The organism is Chitinophaga varians (assembly GCF_014529945.1).
GTDB lineage: Bacteria > Bacteroidota > Bacteroidia > Chitinophagales > Chitinophagaceae > Chitinophaga > Chitinophaga varians.
This window is the reverse complement of record NZ_JACVFB010000002.1, coordinates 657,299-673,745: the sequence shown is the minus strand read 5'-3', so window position 1 is coordinate 673,745 and position 16,447 is coordinate 657,299. Positions and strand designations below refer to the sequence as shown.

Here is a 16,447-nt window from a genome sequence, read left to right as displayed (position 1 = left end):
CATAACGATTTTATGTTATTCTATTCTTACTTTAAATGAGCCACTGATGGGGATTGTATTATTGCTCTGAAATTTTTGAACGTTACCGGAGAAAGTGCCTTCGAGATATTCACCAACCACACCGGTCCGGGTAATGGTAACACCTACTGATTTTCCGGAGTAATTTGAACCGTTCATATTGACGGAGAGGTATTCAAAAACACCGGTGCCCACTTTGATATTGGACAAATCCATATTGACCTCGCTGCGTGGCAATGTTTTGGTGGCAGCTGAAATGGAATAAAGGACGAAGCTACTGGTATCCGAGCTATAGTTTTTATAGAGGATTGAATCTGAAGGGCTGGTAAAGGTGGTCGTTTGACCTTCCAACACAAAAGAAACAGTGCTGGCTTGTATAACATCACATGCCAGCAGGTCGCGGGTATAATCGCCCGGCGTGGCCTGGAAGGTAGTGGTAGACATCTTATTGGCAGTCTCATCAACCGGATTTAGTGTTACCGTGGCCGTGGTAGTTTCGCAACGCAGAATGGAAGCAGTATAGTTACCATTTTGTATGGGCGCCGAATAGTGCACGCCATTTATCTGGATGTTGACAACTCCTTTGGTAACAGCGGCGCCATCGCAGGTGGTTACTTTTCCGCTGAAAGATAATTTAGACAGTGGATCGATGGTGACATTGAAGGTACCAGCATTGGCGTCTGTTGTCCATGGACCTGCTTTTTTGGAGAAGATAACTTTGCCGCATTTGTCTTTTACCGTGATGGTTACCTGCTCATTGGAAGGGACCAATCCGCTTACTTCTCCGGCAGCATCTGTATAACCATAGGTACTGCTGTTATTGCTGCGGGTAATCTGTATTGTCGTGTTGGCCAGCGGGTTGTTCTTATCGTCTTTGAAAGTGGCTTTGAAATTAACAACCGGGAACTGCGCATCACAATTCCAGAAGGAGAAGTGTTTAACAGTGCCTACGTAGCTGTTGCCCATTTTTTCGGCGCTGCCTTCCTGCTGCCACAGGCCTGTGCTTTCATTGAAGTGCCACAACGGAATGACAGACGGTGCTGTCTGCCGCAGAGTAGCCGGGATTTCCATCCGGAAGGTGACATTGTTGGTGCCGTCGAGATGCAGTTTCTCCCCGTTGTCTCCCTGTAATTCCAGTGCCATCATGCCAAAGGACTGTAATGCTACCAGCTCATTTTTATCATTGACAGCCCGCAGGTCGCCGGGCATGATATCCGCGAAATCATTGCTTTCAGGATTGATGAAAGCATACATCAGTGTGGCTTTGCCTTTGTAAGGTTTGTTGGACGCGTCCAGCACCTGATTGGGAACAAAGATGAACTGCGCGTTGGTGGTACCGATGACACCGCCGGCGGCAGCATCAAATGTACCTGCAGTTGCTTTGGGCAGCAGTTGTATCTGTACAAACTGCTCTCTCCCGGTGGCGGTTACACGAAAAGTTCGGATGCCATTAAAGAACCCTGCTTTCTGCACCGTCACGACGGCCGCAGCTTCTGTAACGCTTACTTCAGGAAAACGGAACGAACCGAATTGATCAGTGATAGCATTCTGGTCGCCGCACAGTACCCGCGCACCAGCGATGGGGTTGTTGCCGGCGTCTGTAACAATACCCTGTACGCCTGCCTGCACCTTTTTATCAGAAATAGGAGGGGTGCCTGTAGTGGGATTCGTTGTTTCCGGGGGATTGTCTACTGTCACCATTCTTTTGTCGCAGGCTGAGAGCAACAGGGCACAGCAGGTTAACAGCCATAAAAATCTTCTTGTCATAGGGATGGAAAATAGCTGATAAATAATTCGCTAAGGAGATGCAAATATAAAATATTCCTTTTATGCATATAGGCTTTTAAAAAAAGGCGTCAAAACCACGCTTATTTTTAGAAAATAATCAATCTTTTTCTGAATATCTTACCCGGTGTATTGGATACACTTGTTGTTAAATCTGGTCTTGTTGTAAAATCTAAATCACGTTATTAAAATAAGTTTATTGAAAAACAGTAAAACGTAGCATTTTTTATCACCCAAAAATCTCATTTATGAATCCACGTTATGCGAAGGCAATGCTATTGCTATGCCTTTCCGCCGCCTCCTCAGGGCCGGTCGCTGCCCGGGCTTTAGTGCCTGCGGTGTGGCAGCAGGCCAATCCAACAGTAGAAGGTAAAGTCAAAGACGTCAACGGGAATCCCCTGCCAGGGGTAACGGTACTGTTGAAAGACAGCCAGCGCGGTGCCGTTACCGACGTAAAAGGAAGCTTCACCCTGAAAGACGTAAAAAGGGACGCTGTCCTGGTGTTTCAGTTTGTAGGCTATGATCCACAGGAAATAAAAGTGGAAGGCCGTACATCCGTCAACGTTGTACTGAAGGAAAATCAGAAGACACTGGACGAATACGTAGTGGTAGGGTACGGTACCCAGAAAAAGGTGACCAAGACCGGCGCCGTGGCCACCGTGAAAGGTGCCGAACTGCAACAGTCGCCCAACGTAAACATCTCCAACTCACTGGTAGGACGTATCCCGGGTATCATCGCCGTTAACAACAGCGGCGAGCCGGGCAACGACAACTCCCGTATTTTTATCCGCGGCCGCAGCACACTCGGTGTCAGCACACCACTGTACGTAATTGACGGTATTCCCCGTGAAGGCTTTGCCCGCCTGGCTCCCGGAGATATCGAAAGCGTGTCTGTACTGAAAGACGCCGCTGCCGCTATCTACGGCTCCCGTGCAGCCAACGGCGTTATCCTTGTCACTACCAAACGCGGAAAAATAGGTAAGCCTACTGTTAATTACGGCTTCAACCAGTCTTTTGTATCGCCTACCCGTCTGCCTAAAATGGCGGATGCGCCCACCTACGCCAGACTGGTCAACGAAATCCTGCAGTATGGCGGCGATGCGCCCCGCTTTTCGGAAGATCAAATCAAAAAATTTGGTGACGGCTCTGACCCCTGGTTATATCCTAACACCAACTGGTACGATGCCGTGATCAAAAATACTTCCCTGCAAAACAGGCACGACCTGTCGCTCAGTGGCGGTACAGAAAAAATGACCTACTACGTTTCGCTGGGAAGCATCTTTCAGGATGGTATCTATAAGTCCAGCGCCACCTATTATAAACAGCAAAACATCAGGGCCAACCTCGATGCGAACGTGAACGAAAATGTACATCTGCGCTTTGATCTGGCCGGAAGACTGGAAAACAGACACTTCCCGCCCCGCTCTGCCGGCTCTATCTTCCGCTCCCTGATGCGTGGACGGCCCACTGAAAACGCCATCTGGCCCAATGGCCTCCCCGGACCAGACATCGAATACGGTGACAACCCGGTGGTGACCAGCACCGATGCGATCGGATACACCAATGATAAAAACTATGTTGTCAACGGTACCCTTGGCGCCACAGTAAAGATCCCCTGGGTACAAGGATTGTCTGTCGACGGAAACTTCGCCTATGATCAGAACTTCGCTTTCATCAAAACATGGGTCAAACCCTGGACGCTTTATACACTCGACCCCAACAGCCCGGACCACAAGCTGAATCCGGCTTCCAGAGGGGTAAGCGCGCCGGAACTGAATGAAAGTTTCAATAGCAACCGCATGACAACGATAAACGTGAAACTGAATTATGCACGGTCTTTCGGAAAACATAACCTGAGCACTTTCATCGCTTTTGAACAGGCTACCTTCGATGGCGATACCATGTTGGCTAATCGTCGCTACTTTATCAGTGATAAACTCGATCAGCTGTTTGCCGGCGGCGATAAAGAGAAAAACAACGGCGGTACCGGCTTCTCCTTTGCACGCAGAAACTATTTCGGCCGTGTTTCTTACAACTATAAAGAAACATACCTGTTCGACTTCAATGCCCGTTATGATGGTACCCAAAACTTTCCCAGCAACAGCCGCTTCGGTTTCTTCCCCGGTGCATCCGTGGGTTGGGTACTCTCTAATGAAAACTTCTGGAAACAAGGTGTACGCGCTGTAGACTATTTCAAAATCCGTGCTTCCTGGGGCCAGATGGGCAACGACCAGATCCCGTCTTTCCAATACCTCAGCACCTACGGGTTCAGCGATGGTGGCGTGATGTTCGGAGGAGACCTGAACAAAGGAATTTATCAGATGCGTTCTCCTAACGAAGCCATCACCTGGGAAATGGCCAATAACTACGACGTAGGTATCGAGGCCTCACTGCTGGGCGAAAAACTGTCGCTGGAAGCAGACTATTTCTATACCCGCCGCGCTAACATCCTGGTGAGCCGCAGCCAGTCAATGCCTGCTTATACGGGTATGACACTGCCGCAGGAAAACATCGGTAAAGTGGAGAATAAAGGTTTTGAAGTTGTCCTGAAACATAAAAACGATATCAACAAATTCCATTATGAAGTAGTGGGTACGATCACCCATGCCCAAAACAAAATCCTGTTCTGGGACGAAGTGCCCAATGTTCCTGAATGGCAGAAATCAACCGGTAAAATGATTGATGCTCCGCTGTATTACAAAGCGATCGGCATCTACAAAACACAGGAAGAAGTAGACAAGTCCCCCCACATCAGTGGCGCCCGCGCCGGTGATGTCATCTTTGCCGACATAGACGGTAACGGTATCATCGATGACCTGGACCGTATCCGGGTGAACCGTACTGAAAATCCGACCTGGATATTCGGTCTTACCCTGAGCGCCAAATACAACAACTTCGACTTTACCATGTTATGGCAGGGTGCCACCGGCGCCAGCCAATACCTGCACACAGAATCCGGTCTGATCGGCAACTTCCCGGAAGCCTATATCAAAGACCGCTGGACAGCAGACAACACCAACGCATCATGGCCCAGAGTAAATGACCGCGACCGCGAATATTGGGTAAACCGCCAGAACACTTTCTGGTTCTGGAAAACAGACTATGCCCGTCTTAAAACGGTAGAACTGGGCTATACCCTTCCCGGCACCGCCATCAAAAGCATAGGCCTGCAAAAGTTGCGGGTATATGTGAGTGGTCAAAACCTGGTGACGATAGACAATGTAAAAATATTTGATCCGGAAGCGCCCATGGGTAGCGGCCAGTTTTATCCGCAGTCGAAGATTTACAATGTGGGATTAAATGTCACTTTCTAAACAACAAGCCATGAAAAAATCAAACATCATACAATATCTGGTGGTGGCGGGATTACTGTTCGCCACTGCAGCGTGTAAAAAGGACTTCCTGGAAAAGAAGCCCCTGACAGAATATGAGGAATCTGATGTATGGAAAGACAAAGGCCTGGTGCAGGCATTTGTGAATGACCTCTATGTACAGATGCGTCCGGGTTATCTGGAAGTAATGCTGGCCTCCATGACAGACGAAGCCCGGTTTATCCACGATTATAACACCTCCCGTGTGGTGCAGGGCAACGTATCGCCGGATGATATCGGAAGGCTCAGTGATTTCGCCCGCTGGGATAATCACTATAAGGAAATCCGTAACTGTAACATGTTCTTCGAAAAGATTGACCAGTCTCCTATCGATGATGTTACCCGCAACGCCATGAAAGGAGAGGTGCATTTTATGCGTGCCTGGTATTATCACATGCTGGTGAAATATTATGGCGGTGTACCGCTGATCACGAGAACGTTTAGCGTAAAGGGAGATGAACAGGAGATCCTGAATATCAAGCGGGCTACTTATGAAGACTGTGTGAAATTTATCTCCGATGAATGTGACAGTGCGTCCAAACTGTTGCCGGTAGTGTACGAGTTGCCGAAAGACAAAGGCCGCGTTACCAAAGGCGCCGCCATGGCGTTGAAATCAAGGGTACTGCTCTATGCCGCCAGCGACTACTTTAATGTCAATGTAAAAAGCCCGCTGATGGGCTATACCAGCGGTAGTCAGACAGACCGTTTACGGGCGGCGAAAAATGCCGCTAAAGCAGTGATGGACCTTGGCATCTATGAACTGTACCATCCCACGGATTCCGCGGCAGAAAACTACAGCCGTATTTTCCTGGATAAAGATCACAAAGAGCTGATTTTTATTAAACAATACGATAAAGCGTTGTTGGGCACTTCACACGATCTTTACAATGGTCCCAATGGTTATCACAACTGGGGCGGTAATGTGCCGATTGAGAACTTTGTGACCGGCTATCAGATGAAGGATGGCTCCACATTCTCCTGGGCTAATGCTGACCAGGCTAAAGCGCCTTATGTAGGCCGTGATCCGCGTTTTTATGCTACTATCCTGTATGACGGCGCTAAATGGAAACCCCGTCCTAAAGATGGAGCGGAGGTAGATCCTATCGGTATTATTCAGACGGGTAAATATGAGCCTAAAAATGGAGGCCGCGACAGCGTATGGGGACTGGATACCCGTAACAGCACCATCGAAAACTGGAACGGTACTTTCTCCGGTTATTACCTGCGTAAGTTCATGGACAAAAATCTGGATGCGCAGTTCTTCCGTGGTGATCAGAACTGGATTTTCATCCGTTATGCGGAAGTACTGTTGAACTATGCAGAGGCCAGCATCTGGCTGGGTGAGGAAGCGGATGCGCTGCCTGCGCTGAATGCGGTGCGTACCAGAGCGGGGATGCCTGCCACCGCTGCTACCGGCGACGCGCTCAAAGCGGTGCTGAAGTATGAAAGAAGATATGAGCTGGCTTATGAAGAGCATCGTTTCTTTGATGCCCGCCGCTGGGTGACAGACGCAATGACTTATTTCAACGGTAATGCCCTGGGTATTGAGGTGCTGGGTTCACAGATCGCCAACCATCCCTTTGTATACCGGCCTATCAGTATACAGAGCCGTAGTTTTAAAGAAAAGGACTATCTGTTGCCGATTCCTGCTGCTGAAATCAGGAAAAACGGTAATCTGGAACAACAGGTGCCGTATAAATAAAGGAGATATTTGGATTATATAAAGAGAAGAGGGTGTCTCCATTATTTCGGGACACCCTCTTCCGTTTCTTACGTTACCTGTAAATCATATAAAACAATGCCCCAATAATATAACAGCTATGCTGCCGTATGCCACGAACTTTACATCATCAATTAAGCAGCATAAAAGTTATGGAAATGAATAATAATAATCACCACGGACATCACGGACAACCGTCACCGGTGGAAATGAAACTGATATCTGATACCGACGCAATTGTAGCAGGTGAAAATATAAGGTTGATATTCAGGCCGGTGAATAACAATCACCCTGAGGGCTCCGTTCCCTTAAGTATACAACACGAAGCGGAATTTCACCTGATAATCGTCAATAACCAATTGACTTCTTTTGAGCACCTGCATCCGCAACGGAATGCCGACGGCAGCTATTTTATAGATGTTACTTTTCATCACGGAGGTACATACCTTATTTATGCCGATTATCAGGCCGAAGGATATGCCCCGCAAACCGACAGACTTACTTTGCAGGTAAAAGGCCAGGAACAACAGGTGGCTGATGAAACGCACGAAAAGCTTACAGCGGTTACCGACGGCTTGCACCTTGCTATTGCTGCCACCGCGCCTTTTGTAGCCGGAGCAGAAAGCCATATTCCGGTTACCATCACAAAAAACGGAGCGGCACTGAATGCAGCAGATATAGCGCCATATCTGGGAGCGGTGGCGCATATTATTCTGATCGGCCGGGAGGACAAAGATTTTCTGCATATCCATCCCATGTCCGACAGTCAGTTTCCAATCATCGGTCATACCATCTTTCCCAAGGCAGACATTTACCGTATGTGGATACAATTTAAAACAGAAGGGGTACTACATACAACCGGTTTTACCATGCATGTAAAAAACAGCAATACTGCGGAAAGTGCAACCAGCCACAGTCACCATCATCACCACTAGGCGTTAACGACAACCGGGAATATAAAAGGGTGCCTCTATGAAGTAGGCACCCTCTTTTATATAAATCAAATATCTCCCGGTTAAACACCAAGTGACCAGCCGTCGCGGTAGGTGCGTTTCACGAACTGGTTCGCTTCGTCGAAGTTGGTGATCTTCATATTGGCGCCATCCCAGAGCAGTTTGATATAGCGTCCGGGGTAGTCGTATCCCTTTCCGGAAGCTTTAGGCTTGCGGAGGTCGAAGCTGCGGATTGCCAGGTTGGCCATCAGTACTGTTTCGGTTAGCGGACCGGCGATCTCGAACGGTGAGCTGAGTGTTTTAGCTTGTTTGCTGTTGTAGCCGGCAATAGCTGCGTTCACCCATTGCACGTAGTGTCCTTCCGGCACACGGGCAATTGTCTGCGGCACATTTACTTCGGTGCTGCGGGAAGTAGGTAGCAGTTTAGGGTACATACCGTAGGTACCGCACATCATTTTACCTTTATCACCGATGAAAATGGCACCGTTGCCACCGTCGCCCATCACTTCGTTGGGACCCAGTTCTTCAGGGCGCTCCGGTTGGATACCACCGTCCATCCAGTGAAGAGTGACTTCCTTACCGTTTTTGCCGGGGAACTTCATGATCACATGAGAAGAAGGAGGGCAGCTTTCCGGGAAGTAGCCGCGGGTGAATTCACCTACGTAAACGCTGCCTACGCTACACTCTACGGAAGTAGGGTAGCCAAGGCCCAGTACACGGAAAGGCGGTTCAATGATATGACAACCCATGTCGCCGATAGCGCCGGTACCGTAGTCCCACCAGCCGCGCCAGTTGAACGGTACGAGGTTGTCTACGTAATCTTTTTTAGGTGCGGTGCCCAGCCACAGGTCCCAGTTCAGTTCTTTGGGCACTTCTGCTTTGCCGGTAGGCCATGCAACGCCTTGTGGCCAAACAGGGCGGTCTGTCCAGCAGTACACGGTGTGTACATCTCCGATCAGGCCGGCGTTATACCATTCCATCAGTTGACGTACGCCATCGCCGGAGGCACCCTGGTTACCCATCTGGCTTACCACTTTGTGTTTCTGAGCGCCTTGCGTAAGCATACGCGCTTCATAGATATCATGTGTCAGTGGTTTCTGCACATATACGTGTTTCTTCAGCTGCATAGCGCCCATGGCGGCTACAGCGTGCTGATGGTCTGGTGTGGACACAGAAACCGCATCGAAATTTTTGTGCTCTTTATCGAACATCTCCCGGAAGTCGGCATAGAACTTCGCTTTTGGGAATTTTTTAACGGCTTCGGCTGCACGACGCGTGTCTACGTCGCAGAGGTAAGCAATATCGGCAGGGCCTGCGGCAAATCCGGTAAGATCGCTGTAGCCTTTACCACCAACGCCAATACCAGCAACACGAAGACGGTCGCTTGGTGCGGTAAAACCTCTACCCAGTACATGACGTGGAACGATCATGAACCCTGCGGCTGCCAACGCGCCGTTCCTCAGGAATGATCTGCGGGACACCTGGTTGTTCCCGCTCTTTTTTTCTGGAACCATGAGTGATATTCTTTTTTAGGTACTTATTAATCGCTGTTAATGATCTATCGCGGATCGCAGGGCGAAGATAAAAGGCAAAGCCTGTTTTTCTATGCCCGATTATCAATCGACGCTCCGGATTCATCATTCATAACGTTTATTTAATCCCAGGTCATGATCTTACCTCTGTCTTCTATCTTGAGGCAGGTGGCCAGGGTTTTTTCGTCGTAAGCATAACCATATTGTTTCAGCACATCTGCCGGTACGCCGTCCCATTCGTTGGGGGTGTTGCCTATATAACCGAGGTCTTTGATGCCGATTTTGCTGGTGAAGAAGCCGGTGGCGGTCAGGTTGCGCATACGGTTGAAGAAGGCTACGCCCTGGCTGTTTTCAGGAGCTGCCTTTTCCGGATAGGCAATCAGGTCTACCACGGCTATACGTTGTTCGGGGCTGCACTCGGCAAAGGACTTATTGTACCGTTTGGCACATTGAACATCCAGCCAGCGCAGGCCGCCCCGCATCGGTAATTTATGTTCCGGGATGTCTTTTACGATGAACTCAATGAATTCAGGCACTTTGGCATCAGAAGCACTGCCGGAATGTTCGTCCGCCGGAATGATGATATCCGCCAGAATGGTGATGGTCTTCATTTCTTCCGGTGTGAAGAATTTCTCTTCCGTCAGCGCTTTGTCCCGCTCCGCTTCATCCGGCGTACGTCCGTAGCCCTGTGCGTTGCCTGCTTTTTTCTCCCCGGTGGTTTTTTTGTCTTCACAACCGGTGGCAGATAAGATGGTGCCTACAGATAAAGTTCCCAGCGCAAGGGCTTTAAGGGATTCTCTTCTATCCATTTGGGTATTTTTTTATTTTTTCATTTAGTTATTTATTTCGACTCTTTCTGTGCCAGGACAATTCGCTCCGGTCAATAAATAATCAAATGATTAAATGGCTAAATGATTAAATGTTTTGTTTTTTCAGCTGGTCCACGATATACTCCGATGCGCGCATGGAGAGGGCGAGGATGGTCCAGGTCGGATTTTTATCGGCCTGCGACACGAACGCGCCACCATCTACCACGAACAGGTTTTTTACTTCGTGTGCCTGGTTGAATTTGTTCAGCACGGAAGTAGCGGGATTGTCGCCCATGCGGGTGGTGCCCACTTCGTGGATGATACGGCCGGGGTTTTCCAGTCCGTATTTGGTGTCTTCGCCGGGTTTGGTACCGGAGGGAACGCCGCCCATCTCCACAATCAGTTGTTCGAAGGTATCCTGCATGTGTTTGGCCTGTTTGACTTCATGATCGCTCCAGGTGTAGTGGAAACGCAGTACGGGGATACCGTATTTATCTACCACATTCGGATCTATCTCGCAGTAGTTGTCTTCCCGCGCGATGCATTCGCCTCTGCCGGCAAAGCCGATATGGGCGCCGAAGTAGCGGCGGTAATCGTCTTTAAGGGAGGCGCCGTAACCGCCGGCAGCTTTGGGCTTACCGTCGCGGCCGGGGTATTTGCCGTTCATGTTTTCCATGCCGAAGCCGTAGCCATAGGACGGCATGTGCATGCCGCCGCCCATTTCGATATGGTAGCCACGGGCGAAGTCCAGTTTTTTATTGTCGCCCCACCATGGAATATAGAGGTGCATTCCTCCCACGCCGTCTTCGTTGTAGCGTTTCCGGTCCATCAGGGCGGGAATGAAGCCGCCGCGGGACGCGCCGGTGGAGTCATGCAGGTATTTACCAACGACGCCGCTGGAATTGGCGAGGCCGTTGGGATGTTTGGCCGATTTGGAATTGAGCAGCAGGCGGGCCGATTCGCAGGCGCTGGCGGCGAGTACCACCACGCGGGCGTTGACGGAATATTCCTGCATGTCTGCTTTATCGATATAGGCCACACCGGTAGCTTTGCCGCTGTCGTCGGTGAGTACTTCCCGTACCATGGCGTTGGTATAGAGGTCTACATGCCCGCTTTTCATAGCGGGTTTTACCAGCACGGAGGAAGAGGAGAAGTCGCCATATACGGTACAGCCACGGTTACACTGGCTGCAGTAGAAACATGGGCTGCGGTCTTTATTGACAGAGCGGGTGAGGATAGACAGGCGGGCGGGAATAACGGGAAGGCCCATTTTTTCGCCGGCGCGTTTTACCATCAGCTCGTGCATTCTTGGTTTGGGAGGAGGGAGGAAGAAGCCGTCCGGTTCGTTGGGCAGGTTTTCTTTGGAGCCAAATACTCCGATCAATTTATCTACCCTGTCATAATAGGGTGCTACATCCTGATAACTGATAGGCCAGTCATCTCCCAGTCCGTCATAACTTTTATGTTTGAAATCACGTTCTCCAAAACGAAGGGAAATACGTCCCCAGTGGTTGGTGCGTCCTCCCAGCATGCGGGAGCGGAACCAGTCGAATTCAGTCCCGTTCTTTTTCGTATATGGTTCACCGTCAATCTGCCATCCGCCGTAGGCGGCATCAAAATCGCCGAAGGCGCGTGTTGTGCTGGCGCCTCTTCTGGGAGATTCATAGGGCCATTTCAGTTGAGTCGCCTGCTCCGGGTCTGCCGGATCATATTTCGGCCCCGCTTCCAGGAGCGCTACTTTAAGCCCGGCTTCTGATAATATTTTGGCTGCCATGCCGCCACCGGCACCCGAACCAACAATACAAACATCATAAAGCTTAGCCTGTTTTTTAATTTCAAAAGCCATTTGCGTGGAAATTTTTAGACTTTATTTAAAGAACACCGGTTTTAAATCTATAAATTAAATGCGTAAAAAGTTGTCTTTTTTTTATGAGTGAGCAGACACCCTACATTATCGGCGTAGATATTGGTACCAGCAGTGCTAAAACGATTGGGCTTTCGCTTCCCGACGAGGTGGTGGTGGGGGTATTTCAGCAGGCATATGCCACCCGGTACCCGCAGCCGGGATATGCAGAACAAGATCCGCTGCTGTTGCTGAACGCAGTCAAAAAAGGTATCCGGGAAGTGGTGTCCCGGGCAGGACGCCCGCCGGCAGCTATTTCTTTTAGTAGCGCCATGCACAGCGTGATGGCGGTCGACAAGGCCGGTCATGCACTTACGCCGCTGATCCTCTGGGCCGACAACCGCAGCGAGCCACAGGCGCTGGCCCTGCGGGATACGGAAGCAGGGAAAAGGCTGTACCGGCAGACTGGTACACCGGTCCACGCCATGTCGCCCCTCTGCAAGCTGCGCTGGATGCGGGAGGAGCAACCTGAACTTTTTGCCCGTGCGGCCGTCTTTCCGGGTATCAAAGAATATATTTTACATCATTTTTTCGGGAGATATATCAGCGATCATTCGATTGCTTCTGCTACCGGGCTGTTTGACATTGCCGCACGGCAATGGAGCCCCGAAGCCCTGGACTATGCCGGTATCACAGCTGCGCAACTGCCGGAGCCGGTACCGGCCACCTTCCGGCTACCGCCACTATTGCCCGCGGTGGCTGCGCAACTGGGTGTCCCGGCAGATACGCCTTTTATCATCGGAGGGAGCGACGGCTGCCTGGCCCAACTGGGCAGCCGTGCACTGGATACGGGACATGCCACTATTACCATTGGCACCAGCGGCGCGGTGCGGATGGCCTCCTCCCGGCCACAGACAGACGCCCATGGCCGCCTGTTTACCTACCTGCTCACAGACGATGTATATATCACCGGCGGCGCCACCAATAATGGCGGTGCGCTGCTGCACTGGCTGGTACGCGATTTCCTGCGGATGCCGCTGACGGCGCTGCAGCCTTTGGTGGAAGAAGCGTTGCAAACAGATACCGGTTCCTTGTTGTGCCTTCCTTATCTGCTCGGAGAGCGGGCGCCTATCTGGAACAGCCATGCCACAGCGGCTTTTGTGGGGATACAGCCCGGACATACCGCTGCGCATTTTATGCGGGCCATGCTGGAAGGGATCTGTTTTACGTTGCTGAGTATCCGCCGGGCGCTGACAGAGACCGCAGGTCCGGTTCATCGTATATCCGTGAGTGGTGGTTTTACCGCCACTCCGGGATGGATACAATTGTTGGCGGATATTTTCGGGCAGGAGATGGCCCTTCACCAACAAAATGACGCTTCTGCGCTGGGCGCCATTCTGTTGGCGGCCAATGTATTGCAGTTGCCGGTGAGGAATGGCGAAAGCTCGTCAGCAACGATTTTCCACCCTGACAGGAAAAAATATGAGGGATATCAAAAGAAGCATGAACGCTTCCTGCGGCTGTATGAAGCAGTAAAGGAGATGTAGCCATCTTCTTCTTTTGATATTTGGTTATTGAGGGGGCCTTTACGTCAAAGGCTTCCTCAATAACCAAATATCAAAATCACTAAATATTAAAATGATTAGTTGCCTCTTTCAAACATCCGGGCCAGGTCGGTGAGCTTGAACGAAATGAAAGTGAATTTCCCGCTGGGGGCAACATTAGGCATGCTGCAGGCGAAAAGCTCATCGATCATGTTCTGCATTTCACGGGCAGACAGGATTTTGCCGGCGGGGATGGCGTTGTTACGTGCCATGGAGCGCAGCAGCTGTTCGCGGCGGTCTACTTTAAGTTCGCTGAAGTTCTTGAACTGTTCGAGGAGGCCTTCAATGGTAGCCTGGTCGTTGCCGGACTGCATATCGGCGGGCGTGCCTCTTACAATGAAAGTATGGTTGCCGAAAGGCTCCAGTTCGTAGCCCAGTGCCTGCAGTTCAGGGAGCATCTCCGCGATCAGCACTGCATCTGCGGGGGGCAGCTGTAATGTCTGCGGGAAGAGGCTTTGCTGGGTGGCCATCGGCGCTTCTGTGAGGGCGCGTTGATAGCGTTCAAACAGGATACGTTCGTGGGCCGCCTGCTGGTCGATCAGGATGAAGCCTGATTTAATCTGTGACAGGATGAACTGCTGATGTACCTGTACCGGCACTTTCTGGTCGTTGGCCGTGTCCTGCCAGCGTTCGTCGATCACGGAAGCCGTGGCGTGTGGCTGGCTTTCATAGGTCACGGCAGGGCGGGTTTCCGGCTCCACGGTGTAGGAGCTGATGGTATATCCGTCGCTTTCGGGGGTGTTTTGGTTACTTTCATACAGGTCTTTCCAGTGTTTCAGATTGCTGCTGTTGCTGCTTTTGTCAATCATATGGGCCTGGTTGGCCTGTGTAAAGGATTTATAGAGGGGGGAATGGGTATATTCCTCCTGCTGTTGTTTGGTGAATGGTTTGCTCACCGCGTCGAGGGCCTGTATGCTGGGATCGAGGTCGAAATCCAGCGTGGCGGTCACGTTGAACTGGGCCAGTGCGTGTTTTACCGTCGCCTGAACGAAGGCGTACATCACTTTTTCATCATCGAACTTAATTTCCTGTTTGGTCGGATGTACGTTGATGTCCACATGTTCGGGGTTCACATCGATAAACAGGACGTACAGCGGGTAGCTGTCGGCCGGGATGATATCTGCGAAAGCGCTCATCACTGCATGGTGCAGGTAGGGGCTTTTGATGTACCGGTTGTTGACAAAAAAGAACTGGTCGCCTCTGGTTTTTTTGGCCGTTTCCGGTTTACCAACAAAACCGTACACATTCATATAGTCGGTGCTTTCCTTCACGTTTACCAGGCGGGCATTGTAATGTTGCCCGAGGATAGCGATGATCCGTTGTTTCAGGGAGCCTTTATCGAGATGGAAGAGTTGCTGGTTATTGCTGGTGAGCGAGAACTGCAATTGAGGGAAGGCCATGGCCACGCGGATAAACTCGTCCACAATATGCCGCATTTCTGCCGCGTTACTTTTAAGGAAGTTGCGGCGGGCGGGCACGTTGAAGAAGAGGTTCTTCATGGCGATGCTGGTACCTTCGGCTGTCTGGCAGGGTTCCTGCTTTTTGACAACGCTGTTGTCTATTTCAACGTAGGAGCCAACATCGGTCCCTTTTTTCCGGGTTTTGAGTTCTACCTGGGATACGGCTGCGATCGAAGCGAGGGCTTCACCTCTGAAACCCATGGTCCGGATCTGGAAGAGGTCATCTATGGATTGTATCTTGGAGGTGGCATGGCGTTCAAAGCACATACGGGCATCTGTTTCGCTCATACCGCCACCGTTATCGATTACCTGCACCAGTTCTTTGCCTGCGTCTTTTATGATCAGCTGAATCTCGGTCGCACCTGCGTCCACTGCATTTTCCAGTAATTCTTTCACCGCTGATGCCGGTCTTTGTATCACTTCGCCTGCAGCTATCTGGTTCGCTATATTGTCTGGTAATAAATTGATGATGTCCGCCACTTAACTAGCCTTTTGGCGTAAAGTTAATAATTTATACGCAGTTGCTCGCGGGTGATTATCAGACTGTTTGAAACATTTAAGCACAGGATTTGCTAAATACCTGGTTGATTTGCAGGAAATAACAATCCATTAAGGCGGTTCATACGTAATTTATTAAGAGAAAAAATATTCATCAGGCCAACAGAGAAAAATACAATGATAGTGTTAATAACCCGTTAACGGAAACAAAACGCTATGCATGAACCTGCAGAATCTGATAATTTTGAGCATCTTATATTAGTCACCAACTGAACAGACCCTCGCCAAAAGCGAAAAAAAGAATTCAATGGAAGAAGGAAAAAAGAAGGGAGCTGTATACTCCCATTCGGATACAAGTAAAGTTAACTTGACGGATGACGAATGGAAAAAGATCTTACCGCCGGAAGTTTATAATATCGCCAGAGAGAAAGGAACAGAATGGGCATTTACCGGCAAGTACTGGAACAGTAAAGAACAAGGGACCTATTACTGCGCTGCCTGTGGCCATCCGCTTTTTGTATCCGATGCCAAATTTGAGAGTAGCTGTGGCTGGCCCAGCTTTTTTGAGCCGTTAGCCAAATCCAGCGTTATCTATGCTCCCGACAACAGCCACGGCATGCACCGTACCGAAGTACTCTGCGGCCGCTGCAGGTCACACCTGGGACACGTTTTTGATGACGGGCCGCCGCCAACAGGGCTCCGCTACTGCATCAACTCGGTGATCCTGGATTTTGAACAGGCGAAAGAAGCCGACAAGCAATATTCAGAAAAAGAAGGAAAGGAAAAAGAGTAACCCGAACCGTTTATCATTGATGCCAACAGCTCCGGCGGATGCACAATAAAAAAGCGTATTT

General features: G+C 50.2%; 10 protein-coding genes. 5 read left to right on the top strand and 5 right to left on the bottom strand.

What is annotated here, in order from left to right; genetic code table 11:
• Positions 1 to 15: 15 nt before the first annotated feature.
• Positions 16 to 1,785 (bottom strand): carboxypeptidase-like regulatory domain-containing protein, encoded by a 1,770-nt coding sequence (locus tag ICL55_RS10545; protein ID WP_188096800.1) that lies wholly within the window; start codon positions 1,783 to 1,785, stop codon positions 16 to 18.
• A 266-nt stretch (positions 1,786 to 2,051) separates the two neighbouring features.
• Here ICL55_RS10545 and ICL55_RS10540 point away from each other — a divergent pair, with 266 nt between their 5' ends.
• The 3 genes from ICL55_RS10540 (at position 2,052) to ICL55_RS10530 (ending at position 7,829) form a co-directional block, all read left to right on the top strand.
• Positions 2,052 to 5,117 carry a SusC/RagA family TonB-linked outer membrane protein gene (locus ICL55_RS10540; protein WP_188096798.1) on the top strand — a complete coding sequence of 1,022 codons (3,066 nt, stop codon included), beginning with the start codon at positions 2,052 to 2,054 and terminating at the stop codon, positions 5,115 to 5,117.
• A 10-nt stretch (positions 5,118 to 5,127) separates the two neighbouring features.
• Positions 5,128 to 6,876 carry a RagB/SusD family nutrient uptake outer membrane protein gene (locus ICL55_RS10535; protein WP_188096796.1) on the top strand — a complete coding sequence of 583 codons (1,749 nt, stop codon included), beginning with the start codon at positions 5,128 to 5,130 and terminating at the stop codon, positions 6,874 to 6,876.
• A gap of 176 nt (positions 6,877 to 7,052) precedes the next feature.
• Positions 7,053 to 7,829, top strand: a complete 777-nt coding sequence (locus tag ICL55_RS10530; RefSeq protein WP_188096794.1) for a hypothetical protein — start codon at positions 7,053 to 7,055, stop codon at positions 7,827 to 7,829.
• An 80-nt stretch (positions 7,830 to 7,909) separates the two neighbouring features.
• Here the strand turns inward: ICL55_RS10530 and ICL55_RS10525 are convergent, their stop codons facing one another.
• The 3 genes from ICL55_RS10525 to ICL55_RS10515 form a co-directional block, all read right to left on the bottom strand.
• Positions 7,910 to 9,361, bottom strand: coding sequence for a Gfo/Idh/MocA family protein (locus ICL55_RS10525; RefSeq protein WP_188096792.1), 1,452 nt, complete (start codon positions 9,359 to 9,361; stop codon positions 7,910 to 7,912).
• A 140-nt stretch (positions 9,362 to 9,501) separates the two neighbouring features.
• Complete coding sequence (locus ICL55_RS10520) at positions 9,502 to 10,188, bottom strand: gluconate 2-dehydrogenase subunit 3 family protein (protein ID WP_188096789.1); 687 nt, start codon at positions 10,186 to 10,188, stop codon at positions 9,502 to 9,504.
• Between the two features lie 106 nt (positions 10,189 to 10,294).
• Complete coding sequence (locus ICL55_RS10515) at positions 10,295 to 12,034, bottom strand: GMC family oxidoreductase (RefSeq protein ID WP_188096787.1); 1,740 nt, start codon at positions 12,032 to 12,034, stop codon at positions 10,295 to 10,297.
• 83 nt (positions 12,035 to 12,117) lie between these two features.
• Between ICL55_RS10515 and ICL55_RS10510 the strand changes: the two genes are divergently transcribed.
• Complete coding sequence (locus ICL55_RS10510; protein ID WP_188096785.1) at positions 12,118 to 13,578, top strand: gluconokinase; 1,461 nt, start codon at positions 12,118 to 12,120, stop codon at positions 13,576 to 13,578.
• A gap of 95 nt (positions 13,579 to 13,673) precedes the next feature.
• On the opposite strand, the gene mutL is transcribed toward ICL55_RS10510, so the two are convergent.
• On the bottom strand, positions 13,674 to 15,575 hold the full coding sequence (gene mutL / locus ICL55_RS10505) for a DNA mismatch repair endonuclease MutL (protein WP_188096783.1): 1,902 nt from the start codon (positions 15,573 to 15,575) through the stop codon (positions 13,674 to 13,676).
• A 325-nt stretch (positions 15,576 to 15,900) separates the two neighbouring features.
• Here mutL and msrB point away from each other — a divergent pair, with 325 nt between their 5' ends.
• Positions 15,901 to 16,386: a peptide-methionine (R)-S-oxide reductase MsrB gene (msrB, locus tag ICL55_RS10500; protein WP_188096780.1), complete on the top strand. Its 486-nt coding sequence runs from the start codon at positions 15,901 to 15,903 to the stop codon at positions 16,384 to 16,386.
• Positions 16,387 to 16,447 lie beyond the last annotated feature (61 nt).

Excerpts from the sequence above, each read along its gene's own strand:
- ICL55_RS10545 (WP_188096800.1), bottom strand. The coding sequence starts at position 1,785 with ATGACAAGAAGATTTTTATGGCTGTTAACCTGCTGTGCCCTGTTGCTC.
- ICL55_RS10535 (WP_188096796.1), top strand. The coding sequence starts at position 5,128 with ATGAAAAAATCAAACATCATACAATATCTGGTGGTGGCGGGATTACTG.
- ICL55_RS10540 (WP_188096798.1), top strand. The coding sequence starts at position 2,052 with ATGAATCCACGTTATGCGAAGGCAATGCTATTGCTATGCCTTTCCGCC.
- ICL55_RS10515 (WP_188096787.1), bottom strand. The coding sequence starts at position 12,034 with ATGGCTTTTGAAATTAAAAAACAGGCTAAGCTTTATGATGTTTGTATT.
- ICL55_RS10520 (WP_188096789.1), bottom strand. The coding sequence starts at position 10,188 with ATGGATAGAAGAGAATCCCTTAAAGCCCTTGCGCTGGGAACTTTATCT.
- ICL55_RS10530 (WP_188096794.1), top strand. The coding sequence starts at position 7,053 with ATGAATAATAATAATCACCACGGACATCACGGACAACCGTCACCGGTG.
- msrB (WP_188096780.1), top strand. The coding sequence starts at position 15,901 with ATGGAAGAAGGAAAAAAGAAGGGAGCTGTATACTCCCATTCGGATACA.
- ICL55_RS10525 (WP_188096792.1), bottom strand. The coding sequence starts at position 9,361 with ATGGTTCCAGAAAAAAAGAGCGGGAACAACCAGGTGTCCCGCAGATCA.
- ICL55_RS10510 (WP_188096785.1), top strand. The coding sequence starts at position 12,118 with ATGAGTGAGCAGACACCCTACATTATCGGCGTAGATATTGGTACCAGC.